This window comes from Psychroserpens sp. SPM9 (genome assembly GCF_025153525.1).
Taxonomy (GTDB): domain Bacteria; phylum Bacteroidota; class Bacteroidia; order Flavobacteriales; family Flavobacteriaceae; genus Psychroserpens.
This window is the reverse complement of record NZ_JANZNR010000002.1, coordinates 81,095-102,000: the sequence shown is the minus strand read 5'-3', so window position 1 is coordinate 102,000 and position 20,906 is coordinate 81,095. Positions and strand designations below refer to the sequence as shown.

Below are 20,906 nucleotides of genomic sequence, written 5' to 3'. Positions count from 1 at the left end.
TGAAAGATACTAAATCTTAAGGTATCGTTAAATATATTTTGGCAACATACTTCCTTTTTAAAATACCTTATCTTTGGAAAAACTTCATCTATGGTGCGTTGGATTATATTTATTTTAATCTATTCTCTTATTTCAATTTACGGTTATCAAGCAATTAAGACAGTTACTAAAGCGGGTTGGATACATATTTTGTTTATTCTGATTGCATTGGTGGTCGCTGGAAATTTTATTTATCAGTTTTCTATAGGAACCGAAGGACGTGTATTAACGCCAATTAAAAGTTATTCTTTTGGGTTTTTATTGGCTTTCATGTCTTTAAACCTAGTCATCGTACCAATCCTTTTAGGAGAAGATATTGTTAGAAGCGTTATTGGTTTGTATGATAAGTTAGTCACCAAAGAATCTTTTTACATGCCTTCACGACGCAAATTTATTAGCCAAGTGGCATTAGGTTTGGCTGCCATTCCGTTTACATCTTTACTCTACGGAATGTATAAAGGAAAATATCGTTTTCGAGTTTTAGATTATACGCTACATTTTGAAGATTTGCCAGAGGCTTTTGATGGCTATCGCATCACGCAGATTAGTGATATTCATTCCGGAAGTTTTGATAATCGCAAAAAAATTGAATATGGTGTAAATCTTATCAATCAACAAAAATCAGATGTGATTATGTTTACTGGTGATATGGTGAATAATAAAGCTTCTGAAATGTTACCATGGAAGGATCTCTTCGGAACCTTAAAAGCTAAAGATGGTGTGTTTTCGGTTTTAGGAAACCATGATTATGGCGATTATGTCGATTGGGAATCTGAGGAAGACAAGCAACGTAACCTTAACGATCTTATAAAGATTCAAAAGGAAATGGGTTATAATGTATTACTGAATGAAAGCCGATTTATTGAAAAAAACGGAGAACGAATCGCTATTGTTGGTGTAGAGAATTGGGGGAAAGGCGGATTTAAAAAAGCAGGCGATCTTAGGAAGGCTACTGAGCACATAGACGCTCATGATTTTAAAATATTAATGAGTCATGACCCAAGCCATTGGGATGAATGCGTTATTTATGATGATTACCATTATCATTTAACTCTAAGTGGGCATACCCATGGGATGCAATTTGGAATTGAGATTCCGGGTTGGGTTAAATGGAGTCCAGTAAAATGGCGTTATAAGCGTTGGGCAGGTATTTATGAAGAATTGGGGCAGTACATAAATGTCAACCGAGGATTTGGGTATTTAGGCTATCCTGGACGTGTCGGGATTTGGCCCGAAGTAACCGTAATTACACTTAAAAAGGGTACAAATAATGCTTAATAGCGTGGAAATGTTATATTTGTATACACATATTTGATTCAAAAGTTTAAACGTATGTCAAAATTTGGGGAACTTATTGATGTAGATATTCCTGTTCTGTTAGATTTTTTTACAGAATGGAATGAGCAATCTACCGCCATGCATCCTGTTATGAGAGATGTAGCTGCTGCATTAGGTGACAAAGCAAAAGTCATTAAAATTGACGTTGATAAAAATAAGGAACTAGCTGAAGCGTTGCGAGTTAAAGGGCTTCCTACTCTTATTATTTATAAAAACGGAGAAATGAAATGGCGACATAGTGGCGAACAAGACGCCAATACGCTTATTGGTATTGTTCAAGAATATCTGTAATCAAAATTAGTGTTAAGTTAAAGACTTAAACACATAACCTTTATTGCTAAATGTTTCCAATACTTTTGGAAGCGCATACATCATATTTTTAGACGCTTTTATACTATCGTGAAACACGATGATGCTACCAGGCTTGCTTTTAGAAAGTACATTTTCTAAACAGTTGTCTTCAGTAAGCGTTTGTTCCCAATCAAAAGAGAGCACATCCCACATAATAATTTTGTAGCCTAACGCAATTAACTCTTTGCCTTGCTTTGGTTTTATTTGCCCATAAGGAGGACGAAAAAGCCCAGCCCTTTTTGAGTTAGTTTGTTTGGTAATCACCTCTTGGGCTTGTAGGACATTATTTAGGTAATCCTTAGTTTTTGTTGACCATCCTTTAATGTGCTGATGGGTATGATTGCCAATGCTATTCCCATCTTTTAAAATAGCATTAAAAATATCAGGATGCGCCTCTATATTAGATCCAATACAAAAAAAAGTTGCTTTGGCATTGTATTGTTTAAGGGTGTCTAAGGTCCATTGTGTGATTTCTGGTGTAGGACCATCATCAAAGGTTAAAAACAATTCCTTTTTAGTTGTCGGGATGTCCCAAACATAGTTTGGGAACATCTTTTTAGCAACTAATGGTGTTTTAACAGGTGTTATTTTCATTGAAATAACTAATCTTGAATTCCTAGAATACTATCAATCGTGTCTTTAGGCATATCTCTATCTTCTCTTGGAGGTGTAGCGTCGACATCTTCCTCACCGGTGAAATGTTTAAAGAGTTTAAGATAGTTGTTGAATTTTTCGGTTTCCTGCATTGCAAACTCTTTATCGTTATAAATAACCAGCAAATCAACAAGGCTTCTGTAGCGTTCAATGTCTGTGACAATTTCGTCCAGATATCGCGTTTGATTGTCTATAGTGAGTCCGCTCCAATACGTCAAGTTTTCTTGGTATTTTCTAGCGACATCGGTATAGAGTTTTCTGGCTTTATCTTTTTTGTCTATTTCGTAATACCCGCTTATATAAGGTTCTAAAAGGGTGTAGAAACCAAATTTATTCACAGGCATTTTTTCCATGGCAAGGTCTGCTACTTTTTCAGCCTTATCATACTTTTCTTCATTGATTAATTGTTCCAGAAGTCTGGCAAGGTTTCCTCTGTAAGTGATTCCGTTTTTGCGAGTTTCAACATCGTGATAAATAGTATTGCTACCACTATTTCCCCAATCCCAGGACATCACTTTTTCGTACATCAATTCAGAATCAACACGTCCCATATCAAAAGGATTGGCTTTATCTACAGGTGTTTTTATCGGCACGAGTTTGTAACAAAGTCCGTCGAGTTGTAAATAATCTTTCATCCAGATATAATCCTCATCACTAAAAGCACCACCTGTAAAATAAATTGGACGTTTCCAATCATTATTGGCAATGATGTCTAACATCAACAAGCGATTTTTGTATAATCCACCAGCGGTAATACGAATATCAATATAAGGTTCTATTTTATCGGCATCTTTAGGTTTAACAACACCATTTTCTAATACAGCGGCTTTATTAACCGGAATTCTAACATTACTTGTTGGTAAATAGTTAGAATTAAGTAATTGATCAGGATAAACCGAAGTGTCTTCGCCTCGACGTTGTAAACCGTATTTAAGGCTGTATTTTGGATCATCACTAGAAATAAAATCCATAAAATCCTTAATCATTAAGGTGTCTTCAATGAGCTCGTATTTCATGATATAATCTCGTGTTCCGAAACGGTATTGTTCATGAGTTAATTGTGATGGAATAGGGTCACTTTCGTAAGCTTTACGTTTCATCTGATCAATATACCAGTCGGTTTGAAATAAACTCGTATTAACAACGCGAACATCGGTTCTTACACCTTCAATTTCTTGTAGATACCAAAGCGGAAAACTATCGTTGTCACCAATAGTAAATAAAATAGCATTTGGTGCGCAAGATTCTAAATAGTGTCTGGCCATAGCCTGAGCTGTGTATTTTTCAGAACGGTCGTGGTCATCCCAATTTTCAGCAGCAAGAATTCCTGGAACTAAGACCAAACAAACGACTGTAATTGCTGGAGCTAAAAATTTACTGCTGGTAAATTTCCGCAGAAAATCATAAATCGCATACACACCAAAACCAATCCATATTGCAAACACATAAAAGGAACCAACAACCGAGTAATCTCTTTCTCGAGGCTCAAAAGGTCGAACATTGGTGTAAAATTGAATTGCTAATCCTGTAAACAGGAAAAACACTAATAAGACCCAAAATCGTTTCGGATCTCTTGAAAGCACAAATAAAAAGCCAATAATACCTAAAATAAGCGGTAACATATAATAGGTGTTTCTTGCTTTATTGTTTTTAACATCACTAGGAAGATTCTCTTGAGAGGCTCCTAAATGCCATTGGTCTATCGCATCGATACCGCTAATCCAATTGCCGTGTAAATCATCATACCTACCTTGGATGTCATCTTGTCTTCCTGAGAAATTCCACATAAAATAGCGCCAATACATATAGCCTAACTGGTAATCTATCATATAATAGAGGTTGTCTCCAAACGATGGTTTTTCAATATCTAAAAAGTCACGACCAAACTTTTTCAAAAAGGCATTATAATCTTCGTAATCGACATTACCCTGAGCGACTTCATTTCTAAAATCATTAACAATGGCGCGTACCTGATTTTCCATTTGATATTGCGGCTTGATTTTAAAGTCGAGTAAGCCTGTAAACATCATATAATTTTCGGCATGCTCAAAACTCCACATTCTAGGGAGAATAGAAGCTTGGCTGGAGTTATAATTTTGCTTGGCATTTTTCCATTTATTTACAATTACATATTCGCCTTTCTCATAATCTTTCTCATACTTAGGCTTGTCATCAACATACGGATTGTTTTCATCTAATCCTGTGTATTGATCGGTAAATAAAGGTCCGTAAAACAAGTGAGTTTCGGGATATTGTTCTAAGTTATAATAAGCTAAAAGCTCGCGCGCACTTGAAGGATTGTTTTCGTTAATAATTACGTTTGCATTGGCGCGAATAGGTAACATGACCCATGATGAGAACCCAATAAATATAAAAATAAGGCAAAGGGTTAATGTATTGGCATATTTATAACCTTTATCTCTGGTGTATTTTAATCCGAAATAAAACGCAGCGATAACCAAAATTCCGGCGATGATTGATCCTGAATTAAACGGAAGCCCAATGGTATTGACAAAGAAAATTTCAGAAGCACTAAATAAACGCAGGGCATTTGGCAATAATAATTTGAAAATAAATAATAATATCGCTGCAGCAATCACATTAGCAAGAATGAAATTGACTACAGTAATCGTTTTGTAGTTTTTAAAGTAATAGATAAGTCCTAAAGCGGGAATCGTTAAGAGTCCCATAAAATGAACACCAAAGGATAAACCAATAACAAAAGCGATTAAGATGAGCCATCTGTGACCGCGAGGTTCATGCATATCTTGTTCCCAACGCAAGCCTAAGTAAAAAAGAATGGCCATAATTAAGGTAGCCATGGCGTATACTTCGGTTTCTACAGCATTAAACCAAAACGAATCGGTAAACGTAAAGGCTAAACTTCCCACTAAAGCACTTCCTAAAATGGCTATATACTGATTTTTTGTTAAGACTGTTTTTGAATTGTTTTCAGTGGTTTTATCGGTTTTGTTAGAAATAGCTGCCAGTTTCACCATGAGCATACTTATGGTCCAAAACATAAATAATATTGTAAAAGCGCTAGAAACAGCACTCATCATATTAAGCATCGCTCCAATTTGTGCAGGCTCAATAGCAAACATTGAGAAAAAAGCACCCAGCATTTGAAATAAAGGAGCGCCTGGTGGGTGACCAACTTGTAATTTTGATGAGGTCAAGATGTATTCTCCAGCATCCCAAAAGCTTACCGTAGGTTCAATGGTTAAAGCATAAGTGATTAAAGCTATGGTAAAAGCCAACCATCCTAAAATGGTATTCCATTTCTTGAAGTTGAAATGTGTCATAAAACAGTCTATTTATATGCGAGCGAATTTAACAATAAATATGTAAAGCGCTACAGATTTTAAGTAAACGTTACCATTTTTTAATTTTTTTATAAAAAATTATTTGTACAAATAAAACTTTGTACTAAATTTGCACCCTCTTTAAGAGATTGGCCTATGGTGTAATTGGCAACACATTGGTTTTTGGTACCAAAGAGTCTAGGTTCGATCCCTAGTGGGCCAACAAAAAAGTCTTCCTGTTTTCAGGAAGACTTTTTCTTTTATGGGTTTAACCGTTTTAGATTTTAAAAGTAATCACAGGTCTTTTTGCGTGATTAACAAGGTCTTCACTAATGCTTCCGTTGAAGAAATGAGAGATGCCTTGTCGGCCATGCGTACTTATTCCAATAAGATCAGCATCTATAAGTTTAGAGAAATTAAGGATGCCTTTTTCAATAGATTCATCATTATAGATGTTAACCGTAAAATTCTTAAAGCTATAGTCCTCAATAAAGGCATTGATACGCTGGTTAGCTTTTTCGGTCGTTGTAAAATTGCTAGCTGTATTAACCATTAAGAGGTGTATTTGCGCTCCAAATGCCGTCGCTAATTCGGTTGCCTGACGATAGGTTTCTTTATTATCGTTTTTAAAATCTGAAGCAAAAACAATATCATCAACACTAAAATCTTCATGATCGTTTTTGATCACTAACACAGGAACATCAGAAGAACGCACCACCTTTTCGGCATTAGAACCAATAAACATTTCTTTTAAACCACTGGCACCATGTGACCCCATGGTTATCATGGTAATACCATGTTCCTTACTAATTTCAGAGATGCCATTAAATGTACCATCAGGTTTTACGATTTCATGAACGGTAATTCCTTTTAAGTAGTCACTATCCATAATATCTTTAAACTTTTGATGTGCCATTTTCATAAAAAACATTACTTCTGGTACATCGGCATGACTGCTAACAGCATCTAATTCCTGCATCGGAATTTCTAACATATGCAGCAGATAAATTTCACTACCATGCTTTTTAGCGATTTGCGAAGCAACTTTCAATGCACTTTCGGCTTCTTTAGAAAAATCTGTGGGAACGAGTATTTTTTTCATGAGGAATTGGTTTAAATTCTTGTATATAAATTTAATAATAAAAATCGAAAGTAAACGCATTTGTAGAAATCAATTAAAATGTTGTATATTTGCAGCGTTGTTTGAAGAAAAAAGAATAATGAGCGGACGGAAAGTCCGCTCTTTTTATACTTAGAAATGTTCAAGAATACTGTTCAAAAATTATTAGATGAAGCGTTGCAGCAACGTGAAGACCTCTTTTTGATTGATTTTGAAGTATTATCAGATAATACCATAAAAGTCATCATAGATGGGGATAATGGTGTATTGGTAGAAGATTGCATGTTTATTAGCAGAGCTATTGAACATAATTTAGATAGAGAAGAACAAGATTTTTCTTTAGAAGTTTTATCGGCAGGAGCAACAGCACCTTTGGTAAATAAAAGACAGTATAAAAAAAATGTAGGACGCACATTAAATGTTAAGACGACAACCAGTGAAACTATCGAAGGAACGCTTACCCAAGCGAATCAAGATACGATTCAGTTAGAGTGGAAAACAAGAGAGCCTAAACCTGTTGGTAAAGGAAAAGTAACCGTAAAGAAGCAAGCAGAAATCGCCTATGATACGATTTCAAAAGCTCAAGTTGTAATAAAATTTTAATTCATAATAGTTATGGAAAATATTGCATTAATTGATTCGTTTTCAGAATTTAAAGACGAAAAATTAATCGATCGTGTAACGCTAATGGCGATTTTAGAAGATGTATTAAGAAATGCATTAAAGAAGAAATATGGGGATGACGATAATTTTGATATCATTATTAACCCAGACAAAGGCGATTTAGAAATTTGGAGAAATAGAATTGTTGTTGCTGATGGTGAAGTTGAAGAACCAAATCAGGAAATTGCATTAAGCGAAGCTCAAAAAATAGAGCCCGATTTTGAAGTTGGTGAAGATGTTGCTGAAGAAGTGAAATTAGTAGATTTAGGACGTCGTTCGATTTTAGCATTACGTCAAAATTTAATTTCTAAGATTCACGAGCACGACAATACTAATATTTACAAGCAGTTTAAAGATCTTGAAGGAGAGATTTATTCAGCCGAAGTTCATCATATTCGCCATAGAGCAATCATTTTATTAGATGATGAAGGGAATGAAATTATCCTTCCTAAGGATAAGCAAATCCCCTCCGATTTTTTTAGAAAAGGTGAAAATGTTAGAGGTATCATCGAAAGTGTTGAATTAAAAGGTAACAAGCCTGCAATTATCATGTCTAGAACGGCACCTGCTTTTTTAGAGAAATTGTTTGAGCAAGAAATTCCGGAAGTATTTGATGGCTTAATTACCATTAAAAATGTGGTCAGAATTCCAGGTGAAAAAGCAAAAGTTGCTGTAGATTCTTACGATGATAGAATTGACCCAGTTGGTGCTTGTGTGGGTATGAAAGGATCCAGAATTCACGGGATTGTTCGCGAATTAGGAAACGAAAATATTGATGTTATTAATTACACCAATAACCTTCAATTATTTATCACAAGAGCATTAAGTCCTGCGCGTGTAACGTCTATTAAATTAGATGAAGAAAATAAACGTGCTGAGGTTTTATTAAAACCAGAAGAAGTATCTAAAGCTATTGGTAGAGGCGGTCATAATATTAGATTGGCAGGAAAATTAACAGGTTATGAAATTGACGTGTTTAGAGAAGGTGCTGAAGAAGATGTAGAACTTAGCGAATTTACCGATGAAATTGAAGGCTGGATTATTGAAGAATTCAGTAAAGTAGGATTAGATACGGCTAAAAGTATTTTAGAACAAGATGTTGAAGATCTTGTTAAACGTACAGATTTAGAAGAAGAAACAATATTAGATGTCATTAGAATTCTTAAAGAAGAATTTGAAGACTAATACCTAATAAGGTATAAAAGATTTTTAAGTATATTATAAGCAATTTATGGCTCAAACTAGATTAAATAAAGTATTAAGGGAACTTAACATCTCTATAGATCGTGCTGTTGATTTTTTAGAATCAAAAGGTGTCGAGATAGAGAAGAGCCCTAATACAAAAATATCAGAAGAGGTTTATGCAATTCTTTCCAACGAATTTCAAACTGACGCTAGTAAAAAAGTAGCTTCATTAGAAGTTAGCGAAGCAAAGCTAAAAGAAAAGGAAGAGTTACGTGAACAACGCGAGCGTGAATTGGAAGAAAAGGCTCAAAAAGAAGCTAAAGCTCGTGAAGTTGTTAAAGCTAAGGCAGAATTAAGTGGTCCTAAGCAAGTTGGAAAAATCGACTTAGAGAAAAAGGAAGAGGAAAAGGTAAAGGAAGAAGCTGTTGAAGCACCAAAAGCTGAAGCAACTCCCGAAGCCAAAGAAGCGCCAAAAAAGGAAGTAGAGCCAGAACCAAAGGCTGACAAACCTAAAGCGCCTGAAGCTAAAAAGCCTAAAGCCAAAGAAGCGCCTAAAAAAGAAGCCGAGCCTGAAAATGAACCAGAAAGCGAGCCTGTAGAGGAAACGCTTAAAACACAATATAAAAAGCTATCAGGTCCAAAAATTGCTGGTGATAAAATTGACTTGTCAAAATTCAATAAGCCTAAAAAGAAGAAAGAAGAGAAAAAAGCGAGTACTGATGATAACAAGAAAAAACGTCGTCGTATTAGTAAAGGACCTTCAACAGGTGGCGATAATAGATCTAATAACAGAGGTGGTAACCAACGTGGTGGCTACAAAGGTAAAAACCAAGGTAAGCGAGGTTCTACTGTAAAAGAAGAACCAAGTGCAGAAGAAGTACAAAAGCAAGTACGTGAAACTTTAGAGAAACTTCAAGGAAAGTCCTCTAAAGGGAAAGGGGCGAAATACCGTAGAGAGAAAAGAGAACAACATAGAGAGCAGACCGAAATCGATCAAAAAATCGAAGCAGCTGAAAGCAAAATTCTTAAAGTTACCGAGTTTGTAACAGCAAACGAAGTTGCTACGATGATGAATGTGTCTGTAACCGAAATTATATCAGCCTGTATGTCGCTTGGTATGATGGTTACTATGAACCAACGATTAGATGCCGAAACTTTATCGGTTGTTGCTGATGAGTTTGGTTACAAAGTTGATTTTATTACTGCTGATATTGAAGAATCAATTGAAGAAGTTGAAGATAAACCAGAAGATTTAGTCAGTCGTGCGCCAATCATTACGGTTATGGGTCACGTTGATCACGGTAAAACATCTTTACTGGATTATATTCGTAAAGAAAATGTAATCGCTGGAGAGTCTGGTGGAATCACACAGCATATTGGAGCTTATGGAGTTCAGTTGGATAACGGACAAAAAATAGCATTCTTAGATACACCAGGTCACGAGGCCTTTACAGCAATGCGTGCTCGTGGTGCGCAGGTAACCGATTTAGCAATTATTGTAATCGCTGCCGATGATGCCATAATGCCTCAAACAAAAGAAGCCATTGCACACGCACAAGCTGCCGAAGTGCCAATCGTTTTTGCAATCAATAAAATTGATAAACCTGGAGCAAATCCTGAAAAAGTAAAAGAAGGATTAGCCAATATGAATTTACTAGTTGAAGATTGGGGTGGGAAAATTCAATCTCATGATATTTCAGCTAAAAATGGAACAGGAGTAAAAGAATTACTGGAAAAAGTATTGCTTGAAGCCGAATTATTAGAGCTGAAAGCAAATCCAAATAAATTGGCATCAGGAACAGTAGTAGAAGCATTTCTCGACAAAGGTCGTGGATATGTGTCGACTATTTTAGTACAAGCCGGAACATTAAAAGTAGGAGATTATGTCCTTGCTGGTAAAAACAGTGGTAAGGTTAAAGCGATGCATGATGAGCGTGGAAAAGAAGTGAAAGCTGCCGGACCATCAACACCAGTTTCCATCTTAGGATTAGATGGTGCGCCGCAGGCAGGTGACAAATTTAACGTCTTTGAAGACGAACGTGAAGCGAAGCAAATTGCAGCCAAACGTACCCAGTTACAACGCGAGCAATCTGTAAGAACACAACGTCATATTACACTTGATGAAATTGGACGTCGTATTGCACTTGGTGATTTCCAAGAATTAAATATCATTCTTAAAGGTGATGTGGATGGATCTGTTGAAGCTTTAACAGATTCGTTTCAGAAATTATCTACGGAAGAAATCCAAGTCAATATCATTCATAAAGGTGTTGGAGCCATTACCGAAAGTGATGTGCTGTTAGCAACGGCATCTGATGCGATTATTATCGGATTTAATGTGCGACCTATGGGTAATGCACGTCAAATTGCTGATAATGAAGAAATTGACATCAGAACATACTCCATTATCTATGATGCGATTAATGATCTTAAAGATGCGATGGAAGGAATGTTATCTCCAGAGCTTAAAGAAGAGATTACAGGAACCGCTGAAATTAGAGAAACCTTTAAAATTTCTAAAATTGGAACTATTGCAGGATGTATGGTAACCAACGGAAAAATTTATAGAAACTCAGGCATTCGACTTATTAGAGATGGTGTGGTTATTCATACTGGAGAATTAACATCATTAAAACGTTTTAAAGATGATGTGAAAGAAGTCGCTAAAGGTTACGATTGTGGTATGCAACTTAAAAACTATAACGACATTCAGGTCGATGATGTTCTAGAAGCATTCCAAGAAGTTGAAGTGAAAAAGAAACTTAAATAATAATTAGGACCCCAAAAAAAAGCGACTCATTGAGTCGCTTTTTTTATTTTAATAGCATACTATTTTTAGTTGTCCTTTTTAGGTTCAAAAACCATAGCTTTTGAAAATTTCTTTTTAATTTTTAAAAGTGCAATATCCGCTTCTAAACGGGTGCTAAAATTACCAACCCAAACTTTATAGTTAGGCGTTTCATAAACCACATCAGTTGGCCATTGCGAAAAGGTGTTTTTAAATTTTTGTTCTAATGCCATGGCTTCAGAACGCGAACCAAAGTCTAATTGTATTTTGTATAAATCAACAGTTTTTACATCTTTTTTATACTCTAAAAGTTTTGAGATGTCTTGATCCTGATCAATTGTGACCACACCATCCTGTGCGAATAACGGATTAGCAATGGCTAATAATGCCAGTAAAAACAACGAGTTTTTTAATGTAGATGCTTTCATATATTTTGAAATTTAGTACAAAGAAAACGATTTTTTTAATGTGTTGTTTCAATAGTTAAAAATAATAACTATTTTCAGCACATAAATATTATTTAGAATCCTTATAAATTATCAATTAACAGTTCTGTAACATTTCTAAAATGGTCTATAAGTATTATTTTTGCATGAGATTTTACAAACGTTTTTTTCAATAGCAATAATGAAAAAATCATACCAAAGTTTAGAAGATAATTCAACTAACAATATGATACAGGTGATTTACCGTCAACTAGCCTCAAAGATTCCTTACATAGGATTGGTTATTTTACTTACGTTTTCCACTTCACTTACAGCCCAAGAAGGCGATCCTGCAAAAGGAAAAACTTTATTCAACACCAATTGTGCGTCTTGTCACCAATTAGATAAGAAAATGACTGGACCTGCGCTACGTAATGTAGAAGCGCGTCTGGATGAAGAACATGGTTTAGATAGAGCTTGGCTTAGTGCATGGATTAGAAACAGTGCAGGAATGGTTAAGGCTGGTGATGCTTATGCAAACCAGATTTTTAATGAGTACAATGGAACAGCTATGACAGCGTTCCCGCAATTAGAAGATCAAGATATCTCAGATATTTTAGCTTATACGGCTCAGCCTATTCCAGAAGATAATGGTGGAGGTGGCACTACTACTGTTGGACCTGTTACTCCAGTTGAAGGTGGAATCTCAAACAAATTAATCTTAGGTGCTTTAGCAGTATTATTTGCCTTATTGGCAATTGCTTTAGTTTTAGTAAGACAAACATTAAATCGCTTTGCACAAGAAAAAGGTATTGAAGCTGCTGCTAAAGACAAAAGCCTTCCAATCTGGAAAGCCTTTGCTCAAAACCAGTTCTTGGTTTTGGTTACAGCTATCTTTTTCTTATTAGCTAGTGCATATTTTGTCTATGGTTACCTATCTCAAATAGGTGTTGATCAAGGATATCAACCTGTACAGCCAATTCACTTCTCGCATAAAATTCACGCAGGAGATAATGGTATTGATTGTAAGTACTGTCACTCTTCAGCAAGAGTTAGTAAAACATCTGGTATTCCGTCATTAAATGTATGTATGAATTGCCACAAGTCAATTTATGAATATAAAGGAGAAACTACGGCGAAGTATGATAAGGCATTTTATGATGGAGAAATTCAGAAATTATATGCTGCTGCGGGATGGAGTGATGCCGATCAAAAGTATACTGGAGAATCACAGCCAGTTAAATGGGTGAGAATTCATAATCTTCCAGATTTTGCTTACTTCAACCACTCACAACACGTTGAGGTTGCAGGTGTGCAATGTCAAACATGTCATGGACCAGTTGAAACAATGGAAGAAGTGTATCAGTTTGCACCTTTAACAATGGGATGGTGTATCAATTGTCATAGAGATACCAATGTTAAGGTTGAAGATAATGCGTATTACACAAAAATACATGAGCAATTGTCTAAGAAATATGGTGTAGATAAACTTACGGCTGCTCAAATGGGCGGATTAGAATGTGGTAAGTGTCACTATTAATAAATTTAATAAGAAGTAATTCAATTATATAATATGTCATCAAACAAGAAATACTGGAAAAGTGTTGAAGAGCTAAACGAAAATAGCTCTATTGTTGAGACGCTAAAACAAAATGAATTTGTTGAAGAGATTCCTACTGATGAATTCTTAGGCGATAAGAAAACATTAGAATCTTCTTCTACAACGCGTCGTGACTTTTTAAAGTATGTTGGTTTTAGTACTGCTGCTGCATCATTAGCAGCTTGTGAAGGGCCAGTCATTAAATCAATTCCTTATGTAGTTCAACCAGAATCTATTATTCCTGGTGTTGCTAATTATTATGCAACTACAATTGCTGATGGATTTGATTTTGCAAGTGTTTTAGTAAAAACACGTGAAGGTCGTCCAATTAAAATAGAAAACAACAACTTAGCAAAAACACATAATGGTGCTAATGCAAGAGTTAACGCTTCTGTCTTAGGATTATACGATAGTTTAAGAGTTAAAGGTCCGATGAAAGGCGATCAAACGATTTCATGGGGAACTTTTGATACGGAAACGAATCAGAAATTAACAGACTTGATGAATGCTGGAAAAGAGATTGTGTTACTAACACAAACCTATGCTAGTCCGTCAACATCAAAATTGATTTCAGAATTCAAATCTAAGTATGGCAATGTACGTCATGTTGTTTATGATGCTGTTTCAGAATCACCTGCTTTAGATGCTTTTGAAGCGCGATACAAAACACGCGGATTAGCGAGTTATGATTTCTCTAAAGCGATGACTATTGTTTCTGTTGGCGCAGATTTCTTAGGCGATTGGCAAGGTGGCGGATTTGATGCTGGATACGCCCAAGGTCGTGTTCCGAAGAACGGAAAAATGTCACGCCACATTCAGTTTGAATCAAATATGTCATTATCTGGTGCGAATGCAGACAAGCGTGTGCCTTTAACACCAAGTCAGCAAAAACAAGCACTAGCAAAATTATATAGTATGATTGTTGGTGGTTCTGTTTCTACAGATTTACCAGAACATATTAATGCAGCTGTTCAAAAAGCAGCTTCCGAATTAGATAAAGCAGGACGTAACGGTGTTTTAGTTACAGGGATTCAAGATGTCAATGCTCAACTAGTAGCATTAGCAATTAATGAACACCTCAATAGTAAAGCATTTGATCCTTCTACACCAATACTAACTAGACAAGGTAATAATGCTTCTGTAGCTAAATTAGTAGCTGATATGAAAGCAGGTCGCGTTGGCGGAATCATCATGAGTGGTGTGAATCCAATGTATACCTTACCTAATGCTGCAGATTTTGCTGAAGGTTTAGAAAAAACGGAATTGTCAATTGCGTTTTCGATGAAAGCAGATGAAACAGCAAAAGTTTCACAATATACAGCAGCAGCACCTCATTATTTAGAGTCTTGGGGTGATGTCGAGCTTAAAAAAGGACATTACAGTTTAATGCAACCGACGATTCGTCCGTTGTTTGATACACGTCAATTTCAACAAGCTTTATTAAAATGGACAGGTAGCACTATGAGTTACCGTGAGTACATTAAGGATGCTTGGGGAAGTAGTATTTTAACAGGTTCATCTTTTAACAAAGCACTTCAAGATGGTGTTTATATTGGAAGTATTGCAACTGAAACGACTAATACTGCCGACGATGTTGTTGATGCTGAAGGGGAATTAGAAACTGTATTAAACACATCAGTAACAGCTATTTCTGCTGGAGCAGCAGCTAGAGCTTTAGTTGCTTCTGCTAAGTCTGAAGGTATGGAGCTGTCATTGTATACCAAAGTTGGTATGGGTGACGGTCAGCAAGCTAATAACCCTTGGTTACAGGAATTTCCTGATCCAATCACAAGAACATCTTGGGATAACTATTTAACCATTTCAGCAGCAGATGCAAAGTCAAATAATTTGATGAATGAGCATGTTGCTACTGGAGCATTAAATGGTAGTTATGCCGATGTAACGGTTAATGGTGTTACTGTAAAAAATGTACCTGTAATTATTCAGCCTGGACAAGCTAAAGGATCTATTGGATTATCTTTAGGTTATGGTAGAACAGCAGGTTTAAAAGAAGAAATGATGACTGGTGTTAATGCTTATCCATTATACCAGAATTTCAATACAGCACAAAGCGTATCGATCAAAAAAGCTTCAGGTGTGCATGAATTTGCATGTGTTCAGTTGCAAAATACATTGATGGGACGTGGTGATATTATTAAAGAAACGACTTTAGAAATATTTAATACTTACGATAGCCAAGATCATAAACATGGATGGAATAGAATTCCTATGGTGTCATTAAACCATGAGGAAACTCCTGTTACCGATCCTAATGTAGATTTATGGGATGAGTTTGATCGTTCAATAGGACATCACTTTAACTTATCTATCGATTTAAATTCGTGTACAGGTTGTGGTGCATGTGTTATTGCCTGTCATGCAGAAAATAATGTACCAGTCGTAGGTAAAGAAGAAATTAGACGTAGTCGTGATATGCACTGGTTACGTATTGATAGATATTATTCTTCAGAAGATACATTCGCTGAAGATGATAAGAAAAAAGATGAATTTTCTGGACTTTGGGGAGATAAAGGGTCATTAGGCGGATTTGGAGAATTAGAAAATCCAGCTGATAACCCACAAGTAGCTTTCCAACCAGTAATGTGTCAGCATTGTAACCATGCACCTTGTGAAACTGTTTGCCCTGTGGCTGCTACATCACATGGTCGTCAAGGTCAAAACCATATGGCATACAACCGTTGTGTTGGTACCCGTTACTGTGCTAATAACTGTCCGTATAAAGTACGTCGTTTCAACTGGTTCTTATACGCTCAAAATGATGAGTTTGATTACCATATGAATGACGATTTAGGACGTATGGTATTAAATCCAGATGTTACAGTTCGTTCTCGTGGTGTGATGGAAAAATGTTCTATGTGTATTCAAATGACACAAAAAACTATTCTTGACGCTAAACGTGACGGAAGAGAAATCAAAGATGGTGAATTCCAAACCGCATGTTCTGCAGCTTGTAGCAGTGGCGCTATGGTATTTGGAGACATTAATGATAAAAGCTCTAAAGTTGCAAAACTTAAAGAAGATGATCGTATGTATCACTTATTAGAAAGTGTTGGTACCAAACCTAATGTGCAGTACCAGACGAAAGTGAGAAATACAACAGAAGCATAAAAAAGAATTAATTAAGAAACAATTATAATAGATTATGGCGTCTCATTACGAAGCACCTATTAGAAGACCCTTAGTTACAGGAGAAAAATCATATCACGATGTATCAGTAGATGTGGCTGCACCTGTTGAAGGAAAAGCAAACAAAGCTTGGTGGATTGTATTTTCAATTTCACTGGTCGCATTCCTTTGGGGAATCGGGTGTATTATCTATACAATTTCTACAGGTATTGGAACCTGGGGATTAAATAAGACCGTTGGATGGGCTTGGGATATTACTAACTTCGTTTGGTGGGTTGGTATTGGTCACGCAGGAACATTAATTTCTGCAGTACTATTACTATTCCGTCAAAAATGGAGAATGGCAATTAACCGTTCTGCTGAAGCGATGACAATTTTCTCAGTAGTTCAAGCTGGGTTATTCCCAATCATTCACATGGGTCGTCCATGGCTAGGATATTGGGTATTACCTATTCCAAACCAATTTGGGTCCTTATGGGTAAACTTCAACTCTCCACTACTTTGGGATGTATTTGCAATTTCTACCTATTTATCGGTGTCACTTGTATTCTGGTGGACAGGTTTATTACCAGATTTTGCGATGATTCGTGATCGCGCAGTAAAACCATTCCAAAAGAAAATATATTCTTTATTGAGTTTCGGGTGGTCTGGACGTGCTAAAGACTGGCAACGTTTTGAAGAAGTATCATTGGTTCTTGCAGGTTTAGCAACACCATTAGTACTTTCGGTACACACCATTGTATCTTTTGATTTCGCGACCTCAGTAATTCCTGGTTGGCATACCACGATATTTCCACCATACTTCGTTGCTGGTGCGATTTTCTCTGGGTTTGCCATGGTAAATACACTTCTTATAATTATGAGAAAGGTATGTAGTCTGGAAGATTATATCACCGTACAACATATTGAATTAATGAACATAGTCATTATGATTACAGGTTCTATTGTTGGTGTGGCTTATATCACAGAGTTATTCATTGCTTGGTATTCTGGTGTTGAATACGAACAATACGCCTTCTTAAACAGAGCAACAGGTCCTTACGCTTGGGCTTACTGGATGATGATGTCTTGTAACGTATTCTCGCCTCAGTTTATGTGGTTTAAAAAGTTAAGAACAAGTATCATGTTCTCATTCTTTATCTCCATTGTAGTAAACGTAGGAATGTGGTTTGAGCGTTTCGTAATTATCGTAACCTCATTACACAGAGATTACTTACCATCATCTTGGACAATGTTTCAGCCAACCTTTGTTGATATTGGAATCTTTATCGGAACTATTGGATTTTTCTTTGTACTCTTCCTATTATATGCGAGAACTTTCCCTGTGATTGCACAAGCTGAAGTAAAAACAATCTTGAAATCATCAGGTGAACGCTATAAGAAAATTAGAGAACGAGGTGATAGCTTAGTAGGAACTGGTGCTGATGAAAGAACCTCTAACTTAAAAATTGAAGCGAAAACAACTTCAAAACAACCAACTCAGGATAAATCAGATAAATTGGAAAATCTGCTTAAAGGAGTTGGTACTTTTGATCCTGCTTTACAAACTGCTGACGATTTAAAAGTAATCAATGGTATTGGGCCAAAGATGGAAGAAGTTCTTAATAGTATAGGAATATTTACTTACGCTCAAGTAAGTAAAATGACAAAAAGAGAATACGATTTGTTAGATGATATCACAGGTTCTTTCCCTGGAAGAGCCGAACGTGATGATTGGTCTGGACAAGCTAAAAAATTAATAAACTAAAATAGTACATGGAAGCTTCAAAAGTAATTCACGCTATTTATACAGATGATGACGTCTTAATGAATGCTGTCAAAAAAGTGAAGGCAGAAAGACATCATATTGAAGAAATTTATACGCCTTTTCCAGTTCACGGACTAGACAAAGCGATGGGATTAGCGCCTACAAGAATAGCCATAGCCTCATTTATGTATGGTTGTGTTGGTTTAACAGTGGCAATCGTTATGATGAATTTCATTATGATTGAAGATTGGCCTCAAAACATTGGTGGTAAGCCAAGTTTTAGCTACATCGAAAATATGCCCGCTTTTGTACCAATTATGTTTGAGTTAACTGTATTTTTTGCAGCACACTTAATGGTGATCACGTTTTATTTAAGAAGTAGAATGTGGCCATTTAAAAAAGCTGAAAATCCAGACCCAAGAACTACCGATGACCATTTTTTAATGGAAATTGCTGTTCATAACAATGAAAACGAATTGACAGATTTGTTAAAGGAAACAGGAGCCGTAGAGATTAATTTAATTGATAAAGCGCACTAAACGATAACTATGAAAAGCTTAATTAAAATAGCAATAGTATTAATGGTATTTGCAAGTGTTGTGGCCTGTAAAAAGGACACTAGACCTAATTACCAATTCATGCCTAATATGTATGAGCCCGTACCTTACGAAACTTACCAGCAAGCTGATGTTTTTGAAGGTGGTATGGAAGCTCAAATACCAGCAGAAGGAACAATTCCTAGAGGTGGTCACATGCCTTTTGAAATTGAAAACACGACTGAAGGTTATGACTTAGCTAAAACAACATTAACGAGTCCGTTAGATTCTACGCAAATTGATTCTAATAGAGGCGGACAATTATATGATATTTACTGTGGAATCTGCCACGGAAGAAAAGGTGATGGTCAAGGAACTTTAGTTAAAAATGAAAAAATACTAGGAATCCCTAGTTATGATGATGCAGGTCGCGCTATTACAGCAGGTAGTATTTACCATACTATTTACTACGGAAAAAATGCCATGGGTTCTTATGCAAATCAATTGAATGAAGAAGAGCGTTGGCAAGTTGTTGATTATGTATTAAAGTTAAAAGCAGACTTAGAAAAATAAGATAGATAAAGATTATATAATGGAATATAAAATTTCAAATCGATTAAAAATGGCTTCTATTATCCTAATAATCCTCGGATTAATAGGTGTAGGATATGGATTTGCAACATCTCATAAATCTTTAGACGATGTGAAAAAGATGATTGCTCTTGAAGAAGCTGGACATCATGGAGGTGGTCATGAAACAACAACCGATGCACATACTGTTGCCAATGATCATGGAACATCTCATGCTGAAGAATCTCATGGAGAAGGTTCTCATGCAGATGCTAAAGAGCATCATGATGATAAACATGCAAAGCACGTACAACACCAACTAGAAAACAGACCTTGGTCTGCATTATATGTAGCAGCGTTTTTCTTCTTTATGATTGCTCTAGGTGTGTTAGCATTTTATGCTGTACAATTTGCTTCTCAGGCAGGTTGGTCTCCTGTATTATTTAGAGTTATGGAGGCAATCACAGCTTACGTTTTACCAGGTGCATTGATAGTTTTAGGGATTGCTGTTGCTTCTCATTACATAGGACATAACAATATCTTTATCTGGATGGACCCAGATTTAACCAATCCTGATAGCGATAAATATGATGCTTTAGTTGATGGTAAATCAGGATTCTTAAATATGACTGGATTTATTATTAGAGGTTTGGTCTTTATAGCAGGATGGTCATTATACAGACACTTTGCACGAAAATTTTCTATTGCACAAGATAATGCTACCGATAACAGAAACTTTAAAAAGTCATTCCGTATCGCTGCAGGATTCTTAGTATTTTATATCTATACCGAATCTATGATGTCATGGGATTGGATTATGAGTGTTGATCCTCACTGGTTCTCTACATTATTTGGATGGTATGTATTTGCTTCAATGTTCGTAAGTGGTATTACTGTTATTGCAATGATAACCATGTATCTTAAATCAAGAGGACACTTACCATTTGTAAATGATAGTCATTTACATGATTTAGCAAAATTCATGTTTGGTATCAGTATTTTCTGGACCTATTTATGGTTCTCTCAATTTATGTTGATCTGGTATTCAAATATTCCAGAAGAAGTTACTTATTTTGTGACGCGATTCCAAGACTACCAATTACCATTTTTAGGTATGGTTGTGATGAATTTTGTATTCCCATTATTAGTATTAATGAATAGTGATTACAAACGAATTCCTTGGTTTGTAGTTATGGCTGGTATTGTGATTCTTTGCGGACACTATATTGATGTTTTCAACATGATTATGCCAGCTACAGTTGGAGATAGATGGTTTATCGGAATCCCAGAAATAGGTTCCATTTGTCTCTTTGCAGGATTATTCTTGTTTATTGTTTTTACAGCTTTAACAAAAGCACCATTACTGGCAAAACGAAATCCGTTTATTAAAGAGAGTGAACATTTCCATTATTAATAAAATATATAAAGAACAGAAACG

At 35.9% G+C, this 20,906-nt stretch carries 15 protein-coding genes and 1 tRNA gene; 12 read left to right on the top strand and 4 right to left on the bottom strand.

The window, feature by feature from the left end; genetic code table 11:
• Positions 1 to 90: 90 nt before the first annotated feature.
• Both N4270_RS04325 and N4270_RS04320 read left to right on the top strand, forming a co-directional pair.
• Positions 91 to 1,317 (top strand): metallophosphoesterase, encoded by a 1,227-nt coding sequence (locus N4270_RS04325; RefSeq protein ID WP_260095678.1) that lies wholly within the window; start codon positions 91 to 93, stop codon positions 1,315 to 1,317.
• Between the two features lie 54 nt (positions 1,318 to 1,371).
• Positions 1,372 to 1,668, top strand: coding sequence for a co-chaperone YbbN (locus N4270_RS04320; RefSeq protein WP_047548241.1), 297 nt, complete (start codon positions 1,372 to 1,374; stop codon positions 1,666 to 1,668).
• A 12-nt stretch (positions 1,669 to 1,680) separates the two neighbouring features.
• On the opposite strand, the gene N4270_RS04315 is transcribed toward N4270_RS04320, so the two are convergent.
• A complete protein-coding gene (locus tag N4270_RS04315; protein WP_260095674.1) occupies positions 1,681 to 2,322 on the bottom strand; it encodes a polysaccharide deacetylase family protein in 642 nt (213 codons plus the stop codon).
• 8 nt (positions 2,323 to 2,330) lie between these two features.
• Complete coding sequence (locus N4270_RS04310; protein WP_260095672.1) at positions 2,331 to 5,687, bottom strand: DUF2723 domain-containing protein; 3,357 nt, start codon at positions 5,685 to 5,687, stop codon at positions 2,331 to 2,333.
• A gap of 150 nt (positions 5,688 to 5,837) precedes the next feature.
• Between N4270_RS04310 and N4270_RS04305 the strand changes: the two genes are divergently transcribed.
• Positions 5,838 to 5,910 (top strand) — tRNA-Gln (locus N4270_RS04305).
• Between the two features lie 54 nt (positions 5,911 to 5,964).
• On the opposite strand, the gene N4270_RS04300 is transcribed toward N4270_RS04305, so the two are convergent.
• A complete protein-coding gene (locus N4270_RS04300; protein WP_260095670.1) occupies positions 5,965 to 6,789 on the bottom strand; it encodes a universal stress protein in 825 nt (274 codons plus the stop codon).
• Between the two features lie 156 nt (positions 6,790 to 6,945).
• Here N4270_RS04300 and rimP point away from each other — a divergent pair, with 156 nt between their 5' ends.
• Genes rimP through infB form a run of 3 tightly spaced genes read left to right on the top strand, consistent with a single transcriptional unit; the run spans position 6,946 to position 11,425 of the window.
• A complete protein-coding gene (gene rimP / locus N4270_RS04295; RefSeq protein WP_260095669.1) occupies positions 6,946 to 7,410 on the top strand; it encodes a ribosome assembly cofactor RimP in 465 nt (154 codons plus the stop codon).
• Positions 7,411 to 7,422: 12 nt separating this feature from the next.
• Positions 7,423 to 8,655: a transcription termination factor NusA gene (gene nusA / locus N4270_RS04290; RefSeq protein ID WP_260095667.1), complete on the top strand. Its 1,233-nt coding sequence runs from the start codon at positions 7,423 to 7,425 to the stop codon at positions 8,653 to 8,655.
• A gap of 46 nt (positions 8,656 to 8,701) precedes the next feature.
• The gene (infB, locus tag N4270_RS04285; RefSeq protein WP_260095665.1) at positions 8,702 to 11,425 is read left to right on the top strand and encodes a translation initiation factor IF-2; all 2,724 of its coding nucleotides are present in this window, start codon (positions 8,702 to 8,704) and stop codon (positions 11,423 to 11,425) included.
• A gap of 65 nt (positions 11,426 to 11,490) precedes the next feature.
• Here the strand turns inward: infB and N4270_RS04280 are convergent, their stop codons facing one another.
• Positions 11,491 to 11,871, bottom strand: a complete 381-nt coding sequence (locus N4270_RS04280; RefSeq protein WP_260095663.1) for an SPOR domain-containing protein — start codon at positions 11,869 to 11,871, stop codon at positions 11,491 to 11,493.
• A gap of 244 nt (positions 11,872 to 12,115) precedes the next feature.
• Between N4270_RS04280 and N4270_RS04275 the strand changes: the two genes are divergently transcribed.
• From N4270_RS04275 to N4270_RS04250, 6 genes are read left to right on the top strand one after another with little or no spacing between them, the layout of a single operon-like run.
• Positions 12,116 to 13,408 (top strand): cytochrome c3 family protein, encoded by a 1,293-nt coding sequence (locus N4270_RS04275; protein WP_260096125.1) that lies wholly within the window; start codon positions 12,116 to 12,118, stop codon positions 13,406 to 13,408.
• Between the two features lie 33 nt (positions 13,409 to 13,441).
• Positions 13,442 to 16,597 carry a TAT-variant-translocated molybdopterin oxidoreductase gene (locus N4270_RS04270; protein ID WP_260095662.1) on the top strand — a complete coding sequence of 1,052 codons (3,156 nt, stop codon included), beginning with the start codon at positions 13,442 to 13,444 and terminating at the stop codon, positions 16,595 to 16,597.
• Between the two features lie 34 nt (positions 16,598 to 16,631).
• The gene (nrfD, locus tag N4270_RS04265) at positions 16,632 to 18,362 is read left to right on the top strand and encodes an NrfD/PsrC family molybdoenzyme membrane anchor subunit (protein WP_260095661.1); all 1,731 of its coding nucleotides are present in this window, start codon (positions 16,632 to 16,634) and stop codon (positions 18,360 to 18,362) included.
• An 8-nt stretch (positions 18,363 to 18,370) separates the two neighbouring features.
• Positions 18,371 to 18,901, top strand: a complete 531-nt coding sequence (locus N4270_RS04260) for a DUF3341 domain-containing protein (RefSeq protein ID WP_260095660.1) — start codon at positions 18,371 to 18,373, stop codon at positions 18,899 to 18,901.
• Between the two features lie 9 nt (positions 18,902 to 18,910).
• Positions 18,911 to 19,471: a cytochrome c gene (locus N4270_RS04255; RefSeq protein ID WP_260095658.1), complete on the top strand. Its 561-nt coding sequence runs from the start codon at positions 18,911 to 18,913 to the stop codon at positions 19,469 to 19,471.
• A gap of 49 nt (positions 19,472 to 19,520) precedes the next feature.
• Complete coding sequence (locus N4270_RS04250; RefSeq protein WP_260095656.1) at positions 19,521 to 20,882, top strand: quinol:cytochrome C oxidoreductase; 1,362 nt, start codon at positions 19,521 to 19,523, stop codon at positions 20,880 to 20,882.
• The last annotated feature ends 24 nt before the right edge of the window (positions 20,883 to 20,906 follow it).

What these genes read in the sequence shown, in the direction of transcription:
- N4270_RS04320 (WP_047548241.1), top strand. Translation starts at nt 1,372, where the DNA reads ATGTCAAAATTTGGGGAACTTATTGATGTAGATATTCCTGTTCTGTTA.
- N4270_RS04250 (WP_260095656.1), top strand. Translation starts at nt 19,521, where the DNA reads ATGGCTTCTATTATCCTAATAATCCTCGGATTAATAGGTGTAGGATAT.
- nusA (WP_260095667.1), top strand. Translation starts at nt 7,423, where the DNA reads ATGGAAAATATTGCATTAATTGATTCGTTTTCAGAATTTAAAGACGAA.
- N4270_RS04315 (WP_260095674.1), bottom strand. Translation starts at nt 2,322, where the DNA reads ATGAAAATAACACCTGTTAAAACACCATTAGTTGCTAAAAAGATGTTC.
- N4270_RS04255 (WP_260095658.1), top strand. Translation starts at nt 18,911, where the DNA reads ATGAAAAGCTTAATTAAAATAGCAATAGTATTAATGGTATTTGCAAGT.
- N4270_RS04300 (WP_260095670.1), bottom strand. Translation starts at nt 6,789, where the DNA reads ATGAAAAAAATACTCGTTCCCACAGATTTTTCTAAAGAAGCCGAAAGT.
- N4270_RS04325 (WP_260095678.1), top strand. Translation starts at nt 91, where the DNA reads ATGGTGCGTTGGATTATATTTATTTTAATCTATTCTCTTATTTCAATT.
- N4270_RS04280 (WP_260095663.1), bottom strand. Translation starts at nt 11,871, where the DNA reads ATGAAAGCATCTACATTAAAAAACTCGTTGTTTTTACTGGCATTATTA.
- infB (WP_260095665.1), top strand. Translation starts at nt 8,702, where the DNA reads ATGGCTCAAACTAGATTAAATAAAGTATTAAGGGAACTTAACATCTCT.
- N4270_RS04275 (WP_260096125.1), top strand. Translation starts at nt 12,116, where the DNA reads ATGATACAGGTGATTTACCGTCAACTAGCCTCAAAGATTCCTTACATA.
- N4270_RS04310 (WP_260095672.1), bottom strand. Translation starts at nt 5,687, where the DNA reads ATGACACATTTCAACTTCAAGAAATGGAATACCATTTTAGGATGGTTG.
- rimP (WP_260095669.1), top strand. Translation starts at nt 6,946, where the DNA reads ATGTTCAAGAATACTGTTCAAAAATTATTAGATGAAGCGTTGCAGCAA.
- nrfD (WP_260095661.1), top strand. Translation starts at nt 16,632, where the DNA reads ATGGCGTCTCATTACGAAGCACCTATTAGAAGACCCTTAGTTACAGGA.
- N4270_RS04260 (WP_260095660.1), top strand. Translation starts at nt 18,371, where the DNA reads ATGGAAGCTTCAAAAGTAATTCACGCTATTTATACAGATGATGACGTC.
- N4270_RS04270 (WP_260095662.1), top strand. Translation starts at nt 13,442, where the DNA reads ATGTCATCAAACAAGAAATACTGGAAAAGTGTTGAAGAGCTAAACGAA.